The organism is Brevibacterium sp. HMSC22B09, from assembly GCF_001806795.1.
GTDB lineage: Bacteria > Actinomycetota > Actinomycetes > Actinomycetales > Brevibacteriaceae > Brevibacterium > Brevibacterium ravenspurgense.
Window position 1 is genome coordinate 20857 of the sequence record NZ_KV786002.1, and the last position, 17938, is coordinate 38794.

Annotated in this window: 15 protein-coding genes; 11 read left to right on the top strand and 4 right to left on the bottom strand. The window is 64.5% G+C overall.

What is annotated here, in order from left to right; translation table 11 throughout:
* Window positions 1-22 precede the first annotated feature (22 nt).
* The 3 genes from HMPREF3087_RS10595 to HMPREF3087_RS02145 are packed head-to-tail and all read right to left on the bottom strand — an operon-like array spanning window position 23 to window position 2009.
* Complete coding sequence (locus tag HMPREF3087_RS10595) at window positions 23-472, bottom strand: hypothetical protein (protein WP_070427883.1); 450 nt, start codon at window positions 470-472, stop codon at window positions 23-25.
* Window positions 473-525: 53 nt separating this feature from the next.
* Entirely contained in the window at window positions 526-909 is a 384-nt protein-coding gene (locus tag HMPREF3087_RS02140) for a sterol carrier family protein (RefSeq protein ID WP_070427884.1), read from the bottom strand.
* 8 nt (window positions 910-917) lie between these two features.
* Window positions 918-2009: an asparaginase gene (locus HMPREF3087_RS02145; RefSeq protein ID WP_070427885.1), complete on the bottom strand. Its 1092-nt coding sequence runs from the start codon at window positions 2007-2009 to the stop codon at window positions 918-920.
* 75 nt (window positions 2010-2084) lie between these two features.
* Here HMPREF3087_RS02145 and purD point away from each other — a divergent pair, with 75 nt between their 5' ends.
* The 7 genes from purD (at window position 2085) to HMPREF3087_RS02180 (ending at window position 10418) form a co-directional block, all read left to right on the top strand.
* Complete coding sequence (gene purD / locus HMPREF3087_RS02150; RefSeq protein WP_070427905.1) at window positions 2085-3374, top strand: phosphoribosylamine--glycine ligase; 1290 nt, start codon at window positions 2085-2087, stop codon at window positions 3372-3374.
* Window positions 3371-4294, top strand: a complete 924-nt coding sequence (locus HMPREF3087_RS02155) for a phosphoribosylaminoimidazolesuccinocarboxamide synthase (protein ID WP_070427886.1) — start codon at window positions 3371-3373, stop codon at window positions 4292-4294. The genes purD and HMPREF3087_RS02155 overlap by 4 nt, the downstream gene beginning before the upstream one ends.
* A 66-nt stretch (window positions 4295-4360) precedes the next feature.
* Window positions 4361-4618 carry a phosphoribosylformylglycinamidine synthase subunit PurS gene (purS, locus tag HMPREF3087_RS02160; protein ID WP_019175884.1) on the top strand — a complete coding sequence of 86 codons (258 nt, stop codon included), beginning with the start codon at window positions 4361-4363 and terminating at the stop codon, window positions 4616-4618.
* Window positions 4615-5397, top strand: a complete 783-nt coding sequence (gene purQ / locus HMPREF3087_RS02165) for a phosphoribosylformylglycinamidine synthase subunit PurQ (RefSeq protein WP_083271986.1) — start codon at window positions 4615-4617, stop codon at window positions 5395-5397. Before purS ends, purQ begins: the two co-directional genes overlap by 4 nt.
* Window positions 5398-5401: 4 nt before the next feature.
* On the top strand, window positions 5402-6442 hold the full coding sequence (locus HMPREF3087_RS02170) for a DUF6882 domain-containing protein (protein WP_070427887.1): 1041 nt from the start codon (window positions 5402-5404) through the stop codon (window positions 6440-6442).
* A 134-nt stretch (window positions 6443-6576) separates the two neighbouring features.
* A complete protein-coding gene (locus tag HMPREF3087_RS02175) occupies window positions 6577-8478 on the top strand; it encodes an alpha/beta fold hydrolase (RefSeq protein WP_256173015.1) in 1902 nt (633 codons plus the stop codon).
* A gap of 320 nt (window positions 8479-8798) precedes the next feature.
* On the top strand, window positions 8799-10418 hold the full coding sequence (locus HMPREF3087_RS02180) for a long-chain-fatty-acid--CoA ligase (RefSeq protein WP_070427888.1): 1620 nt from the start codon (window positions 8799-8801) through the stop codon (window positions 10416-10418).
* 101 nt (window positions 10419-10519) lie between these two features.
* On the opposite strand, the gene HMPREF3087_RS02185 is transcribed toward HMPREF3087_RS02180, so the two are convergent.
* Window positions 10520-11410 carry an oxygen-dependent tRNA uridine(34) hydroxylase TrhO gene (locus tag HMPREF3087_RS02185; RefSeq protein ID WP_061941579.1) on the bottom strand — a complete coding sequence of 297 codons (891 nt, stop codon included), beginning with the start codon at window positions 11408-11410 and terminating at the stop codon, window positions 10520-10522.
* Window positions 11411-11541: 131 nt separating this feature from the next.
* On the opposite strand from HMPREF3087_RS02185, the gene HMPREF3087_RS02190 reads away from it, so the two are divergent.
* From HMPREF3087_RS02190 to HMPREF3087_RS02205, 4 genes are all read left to right on the top strand, one after another.
* Window positions 11542-12366 (top strand): acyl-CoA thioesterase domain-containing protein, encoded by an 825-nt coding sequence (locus tag HMPREF3087_RS02190; protein WP_070427889.1) that lies wholly within the window; start codon window positions 11542-11544, stop codon window positions 12364-12366.
* Between the two features lie 159 nt (window positions 12367-12525).
* Window positions 12526-14847, top strand: coding sequence for a phosphoribosylformylglycinamidine synthase subunit PurL (purL, locus tag HMPREF3087_RS02195; RefSeq protein ID WP_070427907.1), 2322 nt, complete (start codon window positions 12526-12528; stop codon window positions 14845-14847).
* A gap of 650 nt (window positions 14848-15497) precedes the next feature.
* Window positions 15498-16520 (top strand): DUF2891 family protein, encoded by a 1023-nt coding sequence (locus HMPREF3087_RS02200; RefSeq protein WP_070427890.1) that lies wholly within the window; start codon window positions 15498-15500, stop codon window positions 16518-16520.
* A gap of 71 nt (window positions 16521-16591) precedes the next feature.
* On the top strand, window positions 16592-17938 hold a 1347-nt coding region (locus HMPREF3087_RS02205), incomplete at its 3' end, for an NAD-dependent succinate-semialdehyde dehydrogenase (protein WP_256173016.1).

Genomic DNA, 17938 nt, shown 5'->3' on the forward strand with positions numbered 1-17938 from the left:
TGTTCCACACGCCGAGCCGGGCTCAGGCTTCGCCGTCTTCGCGGGCCTGTTCGGCTTCCGTTTTGGCCTTCTGCTCTTCCGGGCTGAGTTCGAGCGAGGAGCCGCCGGCTTTGTCTGCTGCTTCAGCTTCTGCCGGGCTGGGTTCTGCAGCGGGGCCGGCTTCCGCCGAGTCGGCCTCTTCCCCACCCTGCTCTTCATAATGCCCGGTGACCTCAACGGTGCGAGCTTTGCGGCGCAGCACCGCGTCCATGATGAGCGCAACACCGGCACCGAGAACAGCTCCGGTGATGGCCAGCAGGACAACGCCCATGCCGACGACGGCACCGCGGCTGTATTCCTGGCTCAGCTCTCCCATGTTGAGGGGAAGGAAGGCCAGCACTCCGGCGATGATGACTCCGACGAGCGCGCCGACGGCGGCAAAGGCACCGTACTTCGGGGCGCGGCGGACCGAAACGAGGGCGGATTTCTTCATCGGGTTCTCTCCAGACGGCTGAGCTTCAGCGGTTTGCTGATCGGCAGACGATTCTAGAGCACGCCGCGAAGCGGCAGGTGCTCGCTCAGGTCAGAGCGGGTGCCGGAGGCGTCCACCCGGCCGGCCTCCACCTCGTCAGCGAAGTCGGCCTGACCGGTGACCAACAGGAGCCAGGTCTCGGGCTGGACCTCGACGACGTTCGGGGGTGTTCCGCGGGAGTGCTTGGGGCCTTCGATGGCCTGGGCTGCGGCAAACGGCGGGATGCGGATTTCGACCGCACCACCGGGGTGGCGTTCCGCGAATTCCTCGACGGTGTAGCGCACGGCGGTGGCGAGGGTTCCCCTGTCGACGTCACCGCTTTGGTGCTTGCGCCACTCCTGCCAGATTTCGAGTGCTTGGCGGCCCTCTGCGGGGTCGATGCGACGGCGGATGCTCATGATGCTCCTCAGTGCTGTTCGGCTGTGTCTGCCTGGGACGTTGTCTGGTTGTCTGACGAGGTGCCGGCCGGGTTGTCGGAGCGGGCTGCGGTCAATGCGGACTCGGCTGCGAGCAGACCGGCACCGGGCAGGACCTCGCCGGCGTCGAGTGCCCGGCCGTGTTCGTCAGCCCCACCGGTGACGCGCGGGGCGATGTCGGACAGGACACCGAGCGCTGCTTCCATGTTGACGGCACCGGCGGCTGCGAGCAGGCGCAGGGCGACGAGTGAGGCTGGGCGGGATGAACCGTCGAGCACTTTCACCGCGGCAGCCCAGCCGTCGGGTGTGGCCATGACGGACACTCCTTCGGCGCCCTTTTTGGCAAGAATGCCCAGCCGTTCGATGACGACCGAGTTTTCACGCCCGTGACCTTCAATAGCCCACGGGCTGGCCAGGACAGCCGACATGAGCTGCTGGGCGCTTTCGGTTTTTCCGGAGGCCGCTGCGGCGATTCCGCGGGCCAGGCCCGGCAGGCTGAGCGCGTATACGGGGGCGCCGCAGCCGTCGATGCCAGCGGCCGCGGGGGCTTCGTCGCAGAATTCTTCAACTGTCTTCCGGACCTGTTTCTGCACGAGCGAATCGGGGCGCAGGTAGTCTTCCGGCCGTCCTCCGGCGATCTTCTGGGCCATGAGGAAGGCGGCGTGTTTGCCGGAGCAGTTGAAGAACAGGCGCGATTCGGCCATGCCGCTCATGCGCATGGCCGCACGGTTGTCGGCGTCAGCCGGTGCGCAGGAAGGGCACTGGAGATCATCTTCGCTGAGATTGACCGAGGACAGCATGTTCTTCACGACCGACACGTGGTCGGCTTCTGCCCGGTGGCTGGCGCTTGCCACAACGGCGGCGTCGCCGGACAAAGGCACACCCAGCTCCATGCACGCGATCGCCTGCAGCGGTTTGAGGCATGACCGGACGAACACGGGCTCTTCCGGTGCGCCAATCGAGGCGACGACGGCACCACTGGGGTCCACAATGACCGCCGAGCCGATGTGCCGCGATTCGACGAAGTCGGAACGGGATACGACGGCGAGCTCTTCGGCACTGTCTGCGGTGAAGGTCTGCATGCGCTCCACCCTAAGCGCAGGGCAGCGCGAGGTCACGTCTGAGTTCGTGTGGCGCAGGCCGCTAAACTTCCGGGTGTGAAGGTCTTGGTTTTGGGTTCGGGCGCCCGCGAACACGCCCTTGTCACTGGTTTGGCCGCCGATCCGGGAGTGGACGCGCTCTACGCGGCCCCCGGCAACCCGGGGATGGCTCAGGAATGCGAAGTCCGCAGTGTCGCGATGACCGACCCCGAGGCGGTCGTAGCTCTCGCACAGGAACTCGCTGTTGATCTTGTGGTCATCGGCCCGGAAGCTCCCCTTGTCGCCGGTGTTGGCAATGCTCTGCGGGAAGCTGGGGTCGCTGTCTTCGGTCCCGATGCTGCCGCCGCGGAACTCGAAGGTTCGAAGGCCTTTGCCAAGGAGATCATGGACGCCGCCGGTGTTCCCACATCGCAGTCGGTCGCCGCGACCTCGCTAGCCGAATGCGAAGAGGCTTTTGACCGCTTCGGCGCCCCACACGTCGTCAAGGCCGACGGTCTGGCCGCCGGCAAGGGTGTTGTCGTCACATCTGACAGAGACGAGGCTCTGGCACACGCTCGCGCCTGCCTGGCTGAGGCCGACCGGGTTGTCATTGAGGACTTCCTCGACGGTCCCGAGGTGTCGCTGTTCGTTCTGTGCGACGGCACCACGACGGTCCCGCTGGCTCCCGCGCAGGACTTCAAGCGCGCACTCAACGGCGACGAGGGCCCCAACACCGGCGGCATGGGCGCCTACACTCCCCTGCCGTGGGCTCCCGAAGGCCTGGTAGAGGACGTCATTGCGCAGGTCGCACAGCCGGTCGTCGATGAAATGGCTCGCCGCGGAACCCCGTTTGTGGGGCTGCTGTACTGCGGTCTGGCGCTGACGAAGAACGGCATTGAGGTCATCGAGTTCAACGCCCGTTTCGGCGATCCCGAAACCCAGGCTGTTCTGCAGCGTCTGACCAGCCCGCTCGGCACTGTCCTGCACGCTGCTGCAACCGGTGAACTGGCGCAGCTGCCACCGCTGGAATGGGCAGACAAATCGGCCGTCACGGTCGTCATGGCCGCAGAGAACTACCCGGCTGACCCCGCCAAGGGCGATGTCATCACCGGCATCGACCAGGCGAACGCTCTGGAAGACGTGCACGTGTTCCACGCCGGCACCTCGACCGCAGAGGACGGAAAGCTGACCACCAGCGGTGGTCGCGTACTGTCCGTCACCGCACTTGGCGCGGACCTTGCTGATGCCCGCGCCCGCGCCTATGAGGCCGTGGGCCTCATCCAGTGGCGCGGTGAGCACCACCGCACCGACATTGCCCAGCTGGCAGAAGAAAACCGCATCACAATCCCGCAGGGAGGAAGCCGATGACAGGCCACCAGGTTGAGGCCACCGTCGTTCCCGGATGGAAGCACGTCTACTCCGGCAAAGTTCGCGACCTCTACGTACCCGAAAGCGCTGAATCGCTTGCGGATGCCCCATCGCTGCTGATGGTCGCCTCCGACCGGATCTCCGCGTACGACTTCGTTTTGGAATCCGAGATCCCCCACAAAGGCGCAGTCCTCACCGGATTGTCCACGTGGTGGTTCGACCAGCTGAAGGACATCGTCGGCAACCACGTGGTGACCGCCGATGTGCCCGCTGAGGTTGCCGGACGGGGACTCATCTGCGAACCGCTCACCATGTTCCCCATCGAGTGCGTGGCCCGCGGCTACCTGACCGGTTCGGGGCTGGCCGACTACAAGCAGACCGGCGCGGTCTGCGGCGTCGAGCTGCCTGACGGGCTCGGCGAATCCGATCGCCTGGACGCACCGATCTACACGCCCGCGGCCAAGGCCGAAGTCGGTGAACACGACGAAAACATCACGTTTGAAAAGTCCGCCGACATGATCGGCGAAGACGACGCTGAGGCTCTGCGAGAGCTCACGCTCAAGGTGTACGCGCGGGCAGAGGAAATTGCCCGCGAGCGCGGCATCATCCTGGCCGACACGAAGTTCGAGTTCGGCCGCAATGCCGCGGGAGACATCGTGCTGGGCGACGAGGTGCTCACCCCGGACTCTTCGCGGTTTTGGGACGCACACGCCTACCAGCCCGGAAAGTCGCAGGCGAGCTTCGACAAGCAGTTCGTGCGCGACTGGCTCACAAGCCCCGCCTCGGGCTGGGACAAGAACAGCGGACAGCAGCCCCCGCAGCTGCCCCAGGACATCATCGAGAAGACCTCGGCACGCTACATCGAGGCCTTCGAAAGGATCACGGGAGACACCTTCCCCGCACAGTCAGCCGGCGCCTGATTGGGAGACCCTGTTCGTTGCTAAGATGATGGCGCCGTCATCACCGGAGAACACCAAGGAGCGCAGGTGGCACGTTACATCGTCGAGGTCATGCCGAAACCCGAAATCCTCGATCCCCAGGGCAAGGCCATCGGAGCCGGACTCGACCGTCTGGGATTCTCCGGTTTCGCTGTCCGTCAGGGCAAGCGCTTTGAGCTTGAACACGACGGCGAACCCACGCCCGAAGTTCTCGAACAGGTGAAGAAGGCCGCCGAAACGCTGTTGGCCAACACCATCATCGAAGACGTCGTCGGCGTCTACCCCGCTGAGGACGGCACCAAGTGACCGCCACCCGCACCGCCTACACCGACGGCGGCCCGCTCATCGGAGCGCAGCGCTCAACTACCACCCTCGAAGGCGCCGAAAACGTGCGCATCGGCATTGTCACGTTCCCCGGAACGCTCGACGACCGTGACGCCGCTCGTGCCGTCACGCTGTCTGGCGCGCAGGCCGTGAGCCTGTGGCACGCCGATGCAGACCTCAAGAATGTCGACGCCGTCATCCTGCCCGGCGGCTTCAGCTACGGCGACTACCTGCGCTGCGGCGCAATTGCCCGCTTCGCACCCGTCATGGACTCCGTCATCGCCGCAGCAGAAGACGGCATGCCGGTCCTGGGCATCTGCAATGGCTTCCAGGTTCTGTGTGAAGCAGGTCTGCTGCCCGGTGCTCTCGTGCGCAACTCCGCCCAGCAGTTCATCTGCAAGGACCAGGAACTCGAAATCGTCAACGCGGACACCGCGTGGACCCGCGACTACGAAACCGGCGAAAAGATCACCATCCCGCTGAAGAACGGCGAAGGATCCTTCCAGGCTCCCGCTGAGACCATCCGGGAACTCGAAGAAAACGGCCAGGTGCTCGCCCGCTACGTGGGCGCGAACCCCAATGGCTCAATCGACCTGATCGCAGGTGTGACGAACAAGCGCGGCAACGTCGCTGGACTCATGCCGCACCCCGAGCACGCCGTCGAAGCAGGGTTCGGCCCGGATTCTGCAGTCGGCATGCGCCAGGGTGTCGACGGTCAGGGATTCTTCACGTCGGTACTGCGGACCGTCCTGGAGAAATGAGCTTATGAGCGAACTGACCACACTGCTGCAGCAGGCCGCTTTCGGATCGATCGAAGCCCAGAGGACTTTTGAAGCGCTGCTGGCGCAGACCAACGGCGAATGGGAAGTCGACCTGCAGCGCGGACACATTGTGTTCGGCGATCAGCTGCACGCCGACGTTCACCTTCTGGGCTCCACCGACACCGTTTCCGGAACCTGGCGGTGGGCGTGGTCAGAGCTCTCCGACTTTTCGGGTCCCGTTGTCGAACTCGCGAAAGCCGTGCGCGACTACGGTCAGCGCGAGGGCATCAACAACCTCACGCTCGATGAGTTCAAAGCCGCTGACGACGACGCTCTCAGCCTGGTGATCGCCGCCAAGCGGATCACCGGCCACTGGGTGCACTACCCGCTGAAGACCGGCACGATGACCGTCTGGACCCTGCTGGACGTGCAGGGCTTGAGCGACATCGAACCGACCATCCGCTCCGTCGTCAAAGCACTGGCCGCCGGGGTGAAGTCCGGAGGCATCACGGACCACAGGCAGGCGCTTCTGGACTACGCGGCGCTGCGCGGTTTTGCCACTGTGCCCCTTGAGGGTTCAAGCCTGCGGATTCTGCTGGCCGACGGTTCGGCTGACACCGACTTCGACGAGCAGTCCCGCCTGACCAACTGCCAGGTGCACGCACCTCTGGAAGGCGAAGCGCAGGAGCAGTTCGCTGCTGCGCAGCCGGTCACGCCGCAGTCCGTGCCGATCGAGGTCGACTTCAGCGTCGCCGCACAGCCGGCCGAAGAGCCGAGCACCGAAAAGCCCGCGCCTGCACTGGGCGAGCACTACACCGGCGCCGGCGAAGTCGACGAACCGACGCCCGAACGCCCGGCAGCTGAAGAGCCTGCCGCAGCAGCCGAAGAAACCGAAAAGGTCCCGGCTGTCGAACAGCCGGAGGCACCTCGGGAACCGGCAGAAGATAATCCGGCTGCCCAGCAGCAGGCACCGGAGCAGACCCCTGTCCAAGACCAGCCCAAGAAGAAGAAAAAGGGATTCTTCGGAAGACTCTTCGGTCGATGACGCGGGTGGCGGCCTGAGCGGTCGCCGCGGCGCTTGCAGCCCTCATCGGCTGAGGCGCCTCCCGGCGATCACTCTCAGCGGTCATAGACGGACCGCTGTGTGTTGCGCGTCACCGCGGGGAGTACGATTTCGGCATGACCGAAGAAGCTCACTCCCCCGCATACGTCCCCACCCTCACGTCACTTCTCGATGCGCCGCGCACCGGAGAGCTGACCTGCCGCCGCGACGGCGGCCCGCTGTTGGCCTCGGTGCAGTCGCTGGACGGAAAGGGCCAGTCCTACGCCACACACCTGGTTGAACTCGCCGCTGACGCTAACACCGACTACCCGTCGCCACGGCGTTTGACCCGCGGAGCAGCCTCGATCGGAGCGACCGCGGTCGCCGAAGACGGCTCGGTGTTCTTCACCGCCAAACGTGCCGGCGACGACGGCGACGAAGCTGAGGACGCCGCCCTGTTCCTGTTGCCGACCCGCGGTGAAGCACGCCGCATTGCCACACGCCCCGGCGGCTACGGCAGCGTCGTTCTTCGACCCGGTGTGCTCGTGGCACAGCTGGCGGTGCATTCTCAGGCGGGCAGCGAAGAAGAACACGCTGAGCTTGTAAAGAAGCGCTCAGACGCCAAAGTCTCCGGCATCCTGCATGCCGAGTTCCCCACCCGCCGGTGGGATGCCGACCTCGGACCGCACGTCAATCGCCTGGCGGTGGCACAGCTGCCGCAGGATCTGAGCCAGCTGAGCTCCACCTCGGACGACTTTGCCCACAAGCGCAACGGCGACGACCTCCCACCCCTGCTTGAGTTCATTTACCCGCAGATGCCGGAAGGCTCGCTGGTCGGCTGGGAGGCATCCGCTGACGGCACGTGGGCGCTCGTATCGGTGCGGCGCACACTCATGGACCACATCGACCAGGTGAGCATCCACTGGGTCGACCTCACGGGCAAGCAGGCACCCCAACAGCTGCTGACATCGCAGCCAACGGATTCACGCTGGCTGGGTGCTCTCAGCCCGGATGATGCACGCGTGATCGTTGAACACGTCAATGAATGGATGCCGGACCAGGACCTCCACCCGCGTCCCCACGTGCACACCATCGACGGTGACGGCGGTTTGAGCGGCGAGCAGCCCCTGTGGCCGGAATTCGACCAGTGGTTCGACGCCGTGTGGCTTGATGACAGCACACTTGTGGCAGCTTCCGATGACCACGGCCGCGGTTCCGTGTGGATTGGCCGCGTGGACGATGCCGCTCCCCGCAGACTGGCCGGTGGGCCCGAACAGAAGTACGTGTTCGCCGCAGTTGCCGTACACGACGGCCGCGTGGTTGCTCTGCGCTCCTCCATTGACACTCCACCGCAGCCGGTTGCCATCGACCCCGCCAGCGGCGAGGTGACTGAGCTTGCCAATCCGACCGGGACTGTCGAGGTGCCGGGTCGGCTTGACGAGGTCACTGCCACCGCTGAGGACGGCACCGAGGTTCGCGCCTGGCTGTCGCTGCCCGAAGGCGATGGCCCGCACCCGCTTGTTGTGTTTGCCCACGGTGGCCCGTGGGGATCGTGGAACGCGTGGACCTACAGGTGGAATCCCGCGCCGTTTGTGGCTGCCGGCTTTGCCGTGCTCCTGCCGGATCCCGCGATTTCCACCGGCTACGGCCAGAACATGATTGCCCGCGGTCAGCAGCAGCTGGGCGGCACACCGTTCACCGACATCATGGCTTTGACCGACGCGACCGAAGAGCGTGCTGACATCGACTCTGAGCGCACAGCCTTTGCCGGTGGGTCCTACGGCGGCTATATGACCAACTGGGTGGCCGGGCACACGGGTTCGCGCTTTAAGTGCGCTGTCACTCACGCATCCCTGTGGAACACGGAATCCATGGGCCGGACAACCGACAATTCTTCGTGGAACGATGCGATGGCCGGTCAGTCGAAGGAGTACTCACCGCACCTGTACGCGGCTGATATCGAAATCCCGATGCTTGTCATCCACGGCGACAAGGACTACCGCGTGCCGATCGGCCAGGGGCAGGAACTGTGGGTTTGACCTGCTGCGCAAATCGAAGACCCCGGCCGGGCCCGACGGGCTGACCCAGCACCGTTTCCTGTACTTCCCCGATGAAGGTCACTGGATCTTGGGCCGCGGCAATGCCGAAGTCTGGTACCGCACGTTCATCGACTTCCTGCGCCACCACGTGCTGGGCGAAGAAACCCAGACGGCAGCGGAACTCGGCTGAGGCTGACTCGCCGCAACACAGCGTCATTCTCACTTCACGGCCCGTCATACTTACGTCATGTATGACGGGCCGTGAAGCAGTGTGACCTCTAAAGCCGTCGAGGAAGCTCAGCTCTGGAAGCGTCGCAGCTATGACTGGACTGCACACACCTCTTTCGCCGCTGAGCTTCCTTGAGCGCAGCGCCCGCGTCTACCCCAACCGCACAGCCGTCATCGACGGCGAAACTACGCGCACTTTCGCCGAGCTCGCCGCAGATGCGCAGCACCGAGCCCAGCTGCTCGCCGACCTCGGCATCCGTCCGGGCGACCGGGTGGCCTACATGGCGCCGAACACCCTCGAAATGGCGCTCGCGCAGTTCTCGGTGCCGCTGGCAGGTGCCGTCCTCGTACCGCTGAACATCCGCCTGACCAGCGCAGAAATCCGGTTCATCCTCGAACACTCCGGTGCGCGGGTCTTCGTCATCGACGCCGAATACATCCCGGTTGTCCAACCGCTCATCGGCGGACTCACCACCGTGGCGACCATCGCCGTCGACCGCACTGCAGACCCCTCCGCACATCTGCCCGAAGGCTTCACCGACCTCGCAGACCTCCTGACCCAGACCCAGCAGCCGTGGGCAGACCCGACCGGGCAGGCACCTCGTGAGTTCCAGTGGGCTCCCCACAGCGAACTCGACCCGCTGGGGATCAACTACACCTCCGGCACAACGGGCAATCCCAAGGGTGTCGTCGTCACCCACCGTCAGGCGTACACAAACGCGATCAACCAGGTGCTGCACTCCCGCTTCGACACCGACAGCGTCTACCTGTGGACCCTGCCGATCTTCCACTGCAACGGCTGGTGCGGAGTATGGGCGCTCACGGCCGCCGGCAGCACCCAGGTGTGCCTGCGCGCAGTGCGCGGGCCCAAGATCTGGGAACTCATCGACCGCCACCGAGTCACACACTTCAACGGCGCACCGACCGTCGTGCGCACTGTGCTGGGAACCGAAGAAGCCCACCCGCTGAACTACACGCTGCGCGTCACGTGCGGCGGGGCGCCACTAGACCCGCGCACACTGGCCGAGGTCGAAGCGCTCGGATTCTCCGTCACTCACTCCTTCGGCATGACTGAAACCGCCGGCCCCTACACGGTCGCCTACGAACAGGACGAGTGGAAGAACCTGCCGGCCGACACCCGTGCCGCACTGCTGGCACGGCAGGGTGTGGGGCAGATCGGTTCGAGCGAACTGCGCGTTGTCGAGCGCGAAACCGACAGCGACGGGCTTCTGGTCGATGTGCCCGCCGACGGGGCGACGATCGGCGAAGTCGTGGTGCGCGGCAACACCGTCATGGCCGGCTACTACCGCAACCCCGAAGCCACAGCAAAGGCCTTTGCCGGCGGCTGGCTGCACACCGGCGACCTCGGTGTCATGCACGCCGACGGCTACGTCGAACTGAAGGATCGCGCGAAGGACATCATCATCTCCGGCGGCGAGAACATCTCGACCATCGAAGTTGAGCACGCCATCGGTTCGCACCCCCTGGTGGCCGAAGCCGCAGTCATCGGAGTGCCGGATGAGCGGTGGGGCGAGCGCCCGCGCGCCTACGTCGTCACCCGCGACGGGGCCGAGCTTGAAGACGAGGTGCTCACGGCACACGTGCGGGCTCGCCTTGCCGGGTTCAAGGTTCCGCGCGAGTTCCGCTACGTGGCTGAGCTGCCCAAAACGTCAACGGGCAAGATCAGCAAGGTTCAGTTGAGGGAGGGGTGAAGCGAGGCGCCGCCTGCCCGGCAGGCTTAGACGCCGCAGGGCTGGCTCAGCCACCGCAGGGCTGGCCCAGCCACCGCCCGGCAGGCTCAGCCGCCGCACCCTCACATGCCGACTGACACGCAGCTGCCGCACGTGGGGTGCAGGCCGGCGCGGGTGCAGTCTTCACAGCGCAGGAACTGCTGGCGGCAGCTTTCATTGGCGCAGTTGACGAACTTCGGCGTGCGCTTGCCGCACTCCAGGCACGAGCCCAGGGACTCTGCACCAGAGCCGAACTCCATGTGCATACGCTTGTCGAACACGTACAGCGAACCGTCCCACAGCCCTGAATTGCCGTAGGTTTCGCCGTAGCGAACGATCCCGCCGTCCAGCTGGTAGACCTCGTTGAAGCCGCGGTTCTTCATGAGAACCGACAGCACTTCGCAGCGGATGCCGCCGGTGCAGTAGGTCACGACCGGGCGGTCTTTGTATTCGTCGTATTTGCCGGATTCGATTTCGTCGATGAAATCCCGCGTGGTTTCGACGTCCGGCACGATTGCACCGCGGAACCGCCCGATCTCGGCTTCCATTGCGTTGCGCCCGTCAAAGAACACAACGTCGTCGCCGCGTTCTTCGATGAGCTTGTGCAGGGCGCCCGGTTTGAGGTGCTCTCCCCCGCCGATCACACCGTCAGCGTCGACCTTGATTTCATCCGGCGTGGTGAAGGTGACAAGCTCCGGCCGGACTTTGACGGACAGGCGCGGGAAGTCGTCGCCCTGACCGGTGGACCATTTGATGTCGGCCTTTTTGAACGGTTCGTAGCTCTTGGTGATGCGCACGTACTTTTTGACGTCGTCGATGTCTCCGCCGAGTGTTGCGTTGATGCCGTCTTTGGAGATGATGACGCGCCCCTTGAGCCCGCACCCTTCGGCGAGCGCGTGCTGCCACAGCCGCACGGCTTCCGGGTCAGCTAGAGGGGTGAATACGTAGAAGAGGACGATTTTCTGCACCGACATAGCCTCAATTGTATTGAGCGCCCCAACTGCCGAGGCGCCGGTCACCACCCGCCGGGCTTACTCCCGAGGGCCGGGCCTCACCAGATCCCGTCAGCGGTGTCACCGTATGAGACCCGTGCCACAATGCGCTCATGGACGTTTTCTTCAAGCGCAACGGCGCGCACAGCTTCACGGCCACGCAGCACACCTCGGGAGCATGGAACCCGGAAGAGCAGCACATTTCGCCCACGCTGGGCCTCATCACCCACATCATCGAATCTGATGCGCAGGCTCGGGGTCACGACCACCTGCAGGTTTCGCGGATCAGCTTCGACATCTACGGTGTGGTGCCGATTGCGACGTATGACTACAGCGTCGAGGTGCTGCGGCCGGGACGGACCATCGAACTGGTCGAAGTGCTGCTCACCTATGGCGGGCGGGTCATTGTGCGGGCTCGCGCCTGGCTGACTCTCGAGGTGGAGACCGCTTCTCTTGCCGCCTCGCCTTTCCCCGCACTCACCCCGCTGGAGGACATGGAAGAGTTCGCCGGTTCGAGCGTGTGGCCAGGTGACTACATCACCACTCTGCGGGCGTACCGGCACCAGTTCGAGCCGGGGCGTGCGCACTTCTGGCTAGCATCCACGGTTGATCTCGCCGACGAACCCACCTCACAGTTCGCCAAGTCTGCTGCACTGTTCGATACCGCCAACGGCATGTCCGTCCGCGAAGATCCGCGCAAGGTCGCCTACCCCAATGTCGAACTGACCGTCACGTACATCCGCAAACCCCACACTCCCGTACCGGGAATCACACCGCGGGCGGTCCCCCAGGACCCTGTCGGTCTGCCCTGGCAGGCAGGGGATGTCAGCGTCAACTTCGGCCCCACCGGCCTGGGCACAACCCACACCGTCTGGCACGACGCCTACGGCCCCTTTGCCGTTGTCACACAGTCCCTGACAGTCCGCCCGCTCAGGTGAGCGGCACCTCGTGAGCTTTGCAGAGCACCCCGGTGCGACGCCCATCGACCGCGTGCCGCAGGCGGGCACGCGCGCGGTAGGATGACCACGGAATCCCCCGTCATCCCCGCGCACCCGGATACGCGCGAGGAGCGCACCAACGAGAGGACCTCGACAGGCATGTCATCCACGAACCCCTCTGCCGACAAAAAGGTCAAGGAGACCGTCGAATACGCGGCCGCCAACCCGGATGTCGAGCAGGACTGGGCGTCACTCGGCCTGAAGGAAAACGAGTACGACGCAATCCGCGAAGTGCTCGGGCGTCGTCCCACCTCGGCAGAGCTGGCCATGTACTCCGTCATGTGGTCGGAGCACTGCTCCTACAAGTCCTCCAAGGTGCACCTGCGCAAGTTCGGGGAATACCTGACCGAAGACATGAAGAAGCACATGCTCGTGCCGATCGGCGAAAACGCCGGTGTTGTCGACATCGGGCAGAACTGGGCCGTCACGTTCAAGGTTGAATCCCACAACTCACCGACCATGGTCGAGCCCTACCAGGGTGCAGCAACGGGTGTCGGCGGCATTGTCCGCGACATCATTTCGATGGGTGCGCGCCCCGTCGCGGTTATGGACCAGCTGCGCTTCGGCGCGATCGACCACCCGGACACCGCCCGGGTGTGCCACGGCGCTGTTGCCGGCATCGGCGGCTACGCCAACTCGCTCGGCCTGCCGAACATCGGCGGCGAAACCATCTTCGACCCCGCCTACCAGAGCAACCCGCTGGTCAACGCGCTGGCCGTCGGCATCATGAAGCACGAGGACATCCACCTGGCGAACGCCTCCGGTGCCGGCAACAAGGTCGTTCTGTTCGGTGCGCGCACCGGCGGCGACGGCATCGGCGGTGCCTCCATCCTGTCCTCAGAAAGCTTCGAAGAGGGCTCCGAATCCAAGCGCCCCGCGGTGCAGGTCGGCGACCCGTTCAGCGAAAAGGTGCTCATCGAGTGCTGCCTCGAACTGTTCGCCGCAGACACCGTTGAGGGCATTCAGGACCTCGGTGCGGCCGGCATTTCCTGCGCAACCTCGGAACTTGCCTCCAACGGCGACGGCGGCATGCACATCGCCCTGGACGACGTCCTGCTGCGCGACCCCACGCTGACCCCCGAAGAGATCCTCATGTCGGAATCTCAGGAGCGCATGATGGCGGTTGTGCGGCCTGAGAAGCTCGACGAATTCATGGAGATCGTGGGCAAGTGGGAAGTCGAAACCTCGGTTCTCGGCGAAGTCACCGACACCGGCCGCCTGGTCATCGAATGGCACGGCGACGTCATCGTGGACGTTCCCCCGCGCTCCGTCGCCCACGACGGCCCGGTCTACGAACGCCCCTACAGCGAACCGTCCTGGCAGGCTGAAACACAGGCCAACACGGTCGACGCCGCAGGACTGGCCCGCCCCGAAAGCGGCGACGAACTGCGCCAGACCCTGCTGGACCTCGTTGCCTCGCCCAACCTGTGCTCAAAGGAATGGGTCACCAACCAGTACGATCGTTACGTCCAGGGCAACACCGCTCTGGCATTCCCCGACGACGCCGGTGTCATCCGCGTCGACGAAGAAACGGGCCTGGGCATTGCGCTGGCCACCGACGCCAACGGCCGCTACACCTACCTTGATCCGGCAACCGGCGCTCAGCTGGCACTGGCCGAGGCCTACCGCAACGTCGCCACCACCGGCGCTCGTCCGATGGCCGTGACCGACTGCCTCAACTTCGGTTCGCCGGAAGATCCCGAAATCATGTGGCAGCTGGCCACCGCGATTGAGGGCCTCGCGAAGGGTTGCCAGGCTCTTGGCGTTCCCGTCACCGGCGGCAACGTGTCGCTGTACAACCAGACGGGCGACACCGCGATCCTGCCCACCCCGGTTGTCGGCGTCATGGGTGTTTTCGACGACGTCACCCGCGCAACCCCGTCGGGCTTCACGGGTGCCGGCCACGCAATCTACCTGCTGGGCGAAACCGAAGAGGACTTCGGCGGTTCGGCCTGGGCGGATGTCGCGCACGGCCACCTGGGCGGTCTGCCGCCTAAGTTCAAGCCGGAAGCTGAACGCGAACTCGGCGAGATCCTCATCAACGCCAGCCGCGACGGCATGATCGACACCGCGCACGACCTTTCGGAGGGCGGTCTGGCGATCGCCGTGGCCGAATCGGTTATGCGCTTCGGCATGGGTGCGCGCATCTGGTTGGACGAAGTCATGAAGCGCGACGGTGTGGATCTGTTCACCGCACTGTTCTCCGAAACCGCAGCCCGCGCGATCGTCGCCGTGCCGCGTTCGGAAGAAGTGCGCTTCACCGACATGTGCACCGCCCGGAACTTCCCACACGTGCGCATCGGCATGACTGATGCCGGCGAAGACAACCAGGCGAACCTCGAAGTGGTCGACCAGTTCACCATCGGCCTGCAGGAGCTCCTGGAAACCTCCAAGGGCACCATGCTCAAGCACTTCGGCTGATCTGAAGCCAACACACCAGGTGCCGCTCACCGTTCAAGGTGAGCGGCACCTCGTTCGTTTTCTGCGCTTTCATCCCACGCTGCTGCGTTTCAGTGGATCTAGCGGTCACGAACCCCGGGCTCTGCTCACAAGTGCAAAAACTCGGTTGATCCGGCCGAAAACTCCAGAGTTTTTGCACGCCACAGCAGAGTCCGGAGTTTTTGCACGCCGCAGCAGACACACATGATCACACCTACAGGACCGCTGGCGGTTTTCCCTGCGTATGCGACCGCATTCCGCACACGCCGCTGCGCTTCAGTGGATCTAGCGGTCACGAACCCCGGACTCTGCTCACAAGTGCAAAAACTCGGTCAATTCGGCAGAAAACTCCCGAGTTTTTGCACGCCACAGCAGAATCCCGAGTTTTTGCACGCCGCAGCAGACACACATGATCACACCTACAGGACCGCTGGCGGTTTTCCCTGCGTATGCGACCGCATTCCGCACACGCCGCTGCGCTTCAGTGGATCTAGCGGTCACGAACCCCGGACTCTGCTCACAAGTGCAAAAACTCGGTTGATCCGGCCGAAAACTCCAGAGTTTTTGCACGCCACAGCAGAATCCGGAGTTTTTGACCATCAGAGCAGAGTAACGAACGGTAACTTGGTGGGATGTTGTTTCCACACCAACTGCCCAGCAGAAAACAGTTCGCGGCGGTGGCGCTTGAGAACGTCACCCGCGAGTTTCCGTATGCCGCGCACCACATGCAGCGCAACCATGCGGACCTGAAGCAGCCGGTGGACATGCACCCGGCGTTCGGCAATTCCTTTGACTGGCATTCCAGTGTGCACATGCACTGGCTGCTGACTCAGCTGTTGGAAGCAGAATATGAATCCGAGGGCCTGGACGCACCGTGGGCGCAGCAGGCACTCACGATCCTCACGGAGCACCTGAGCCCGGCGAACCTCGAGGTCGAGGCCGCGTACATGCGGGCCAATCCGTCATGGGAACGTCCCTACGGCTGGGCGTGGGCGGCAGAACTGGCCTCCGCCCTGCATACCTCTCACCTGCCTCGGCTGCATTCCCTTACCGCAGGTGCAGCTGTCCTCGCTGAGGCAGTTTTTGACCTCACACTGAACTGGCTGGATACAGCGCCTGCGCCGGTCCGCCACGGCCTGCACACCAACACCGCCTTTGGTCTGCGCCGCATCCGTGCCGCCGCGGAGGTTTTCGGTCGCAACGATGTCGTCAGCGCCGTTGATGCTGCGGCCCGCCGGTTCTACGCCGGTGACCGAGCGTGGCCGTTCCACTTTGAGCGCAGCGGTCACGACTTCCTGTCTGCGGGACTCTGCGAGGCCGACCTCATGCTCGATGTGCTCAGCAGCGAAGAACTCGAGACCTGGTTGCCTGCGTTCCTGTCCGAGCTCTCGCCCGATTCCGAGGTCCTGACACCGCTGACAGTGCTCGACCCCACGGACGGGCACCAGTCGCACCTCTACGGTCTGGGTCTGACCGTCGCCGCTGCTCTTATCCGCATAGCGGCAGTTTTCGCAGACTGGGGCGACACGGCCCGCGCCGAACAGCTGCGCTCTGCCGTGCCCGCACTTATGGCGCCGGGCCTCGAGGCCGCCGTATCGGACGAATACATGTCATCCCACTGGATTGCGACGTTCGCCTGGGAAGCACAGCAATAGGCTAAGCGGAATGTTCTCGGATGCCGATAGTGTTAGGGCTAACAGAGATCTCGAACGACTAAGGAGGGTCGATGAGCTCGAACTACGCGGTGACGAACCCGGCAGACGGCCAGGTGAAAGCCGAGTACGGAACCATCTCCGACGCCCAGCTGAACCAGGCACTCGACACAGCTGTCGAAGCCCAGAAGCAGTGGGCCGCTCGCCCCATCGAAGAGCGCGCCGCCATTGTGAAGAAGGCTGCTCAGCTGTTCGACGAACGCGCTGACGAACTCGGCCACATCATCGGCAAGGAAATGGGCAAGCGCCACTCGGAAGGCGCTGAAGAAGCCCAGTTCTCCGCTGAAATCCTCAACTACTACGCCGACAACGGCGCTGAATTCGCAGCCGACAAGAAACTCGACACCCCGGACGGCGCCGCCATCCTGCAGAGCCGCCCCATCGGCGTTCTGCTGGGCATCATGCCGTGGAACTTCCCCTACTACCAGGTGGCTCGCTTTGCTGCGCCCAACCTCATGCTGGGCAACGGCATTGTGCTCAAGCACGCTGAAATCTGCCCCGAATCCGCGCAGATCATCGAAGACATCTTCCGCGAAGCCGGCCTGCCCGAAGGCGTCTACGTCAATGTGCGCGCTTCCCACGACCAGATTGCCGAAGCCATTGCGGACAAGCGCATCGCCGGTGTTTCGCTCACCGGTTCAGAGCGCGCCGGCGCGATCGTGTCGGAACAGGCCGGCAAGGCTCTGAAGAAGGCCGTTCTTGAGCTTGGCGGTTCTGACCCGTACATCATCCTCGACACTGAGGACGCGAAGAAGGCAGCGCAGGACGCGTTTGCCACCCGCATGTACAACACGGGCCAGGCGTGTGACTCCAACAAGCGCCTGATCGTCATGGACGACGCCTACGACGAATTCGTCGACGAACTGGTCCGCCTGGCTTCCGACATGAAGCCCGGCGACTACACGAGCGTCGACCCCACCGTCTACCAGCCGCTGTCTTCACGCGGGGCGGCCGAGAACCTCGCCAAGCAGATGGAGCAGCTCAAGGATGCTGGCGCGACCATCCGCACCGGCGGCGAACTCGCCGACGGCCCCGGCGCCTACTTCAGCCCCGCCGTCGTCACCGACGTTCCCGTGGGCTCGGATGTCTACTACGAAGAGCTGTTCGGCCCCGTTCTTGTGGTGTACCGCGTCAGCTCGGACGAAGAGGCCCTGGAACTTGCCAACGATTCGCGCTTCGGTCTGGGCGGCACCGTGTTCAGCACCGACACCGCACGGGCAGAAGCCGTCGGAAGCCGCCTGCACGTGGGCATGGCCAAGATCAACTCCTACGACACCGATTCGGCAGCCCTGCCGTTCGGCGGTGTGAAGAACTCCGGCTACGGCCGTGAGCTCGGCCCCGTCGGCATGGACGAATTCGTC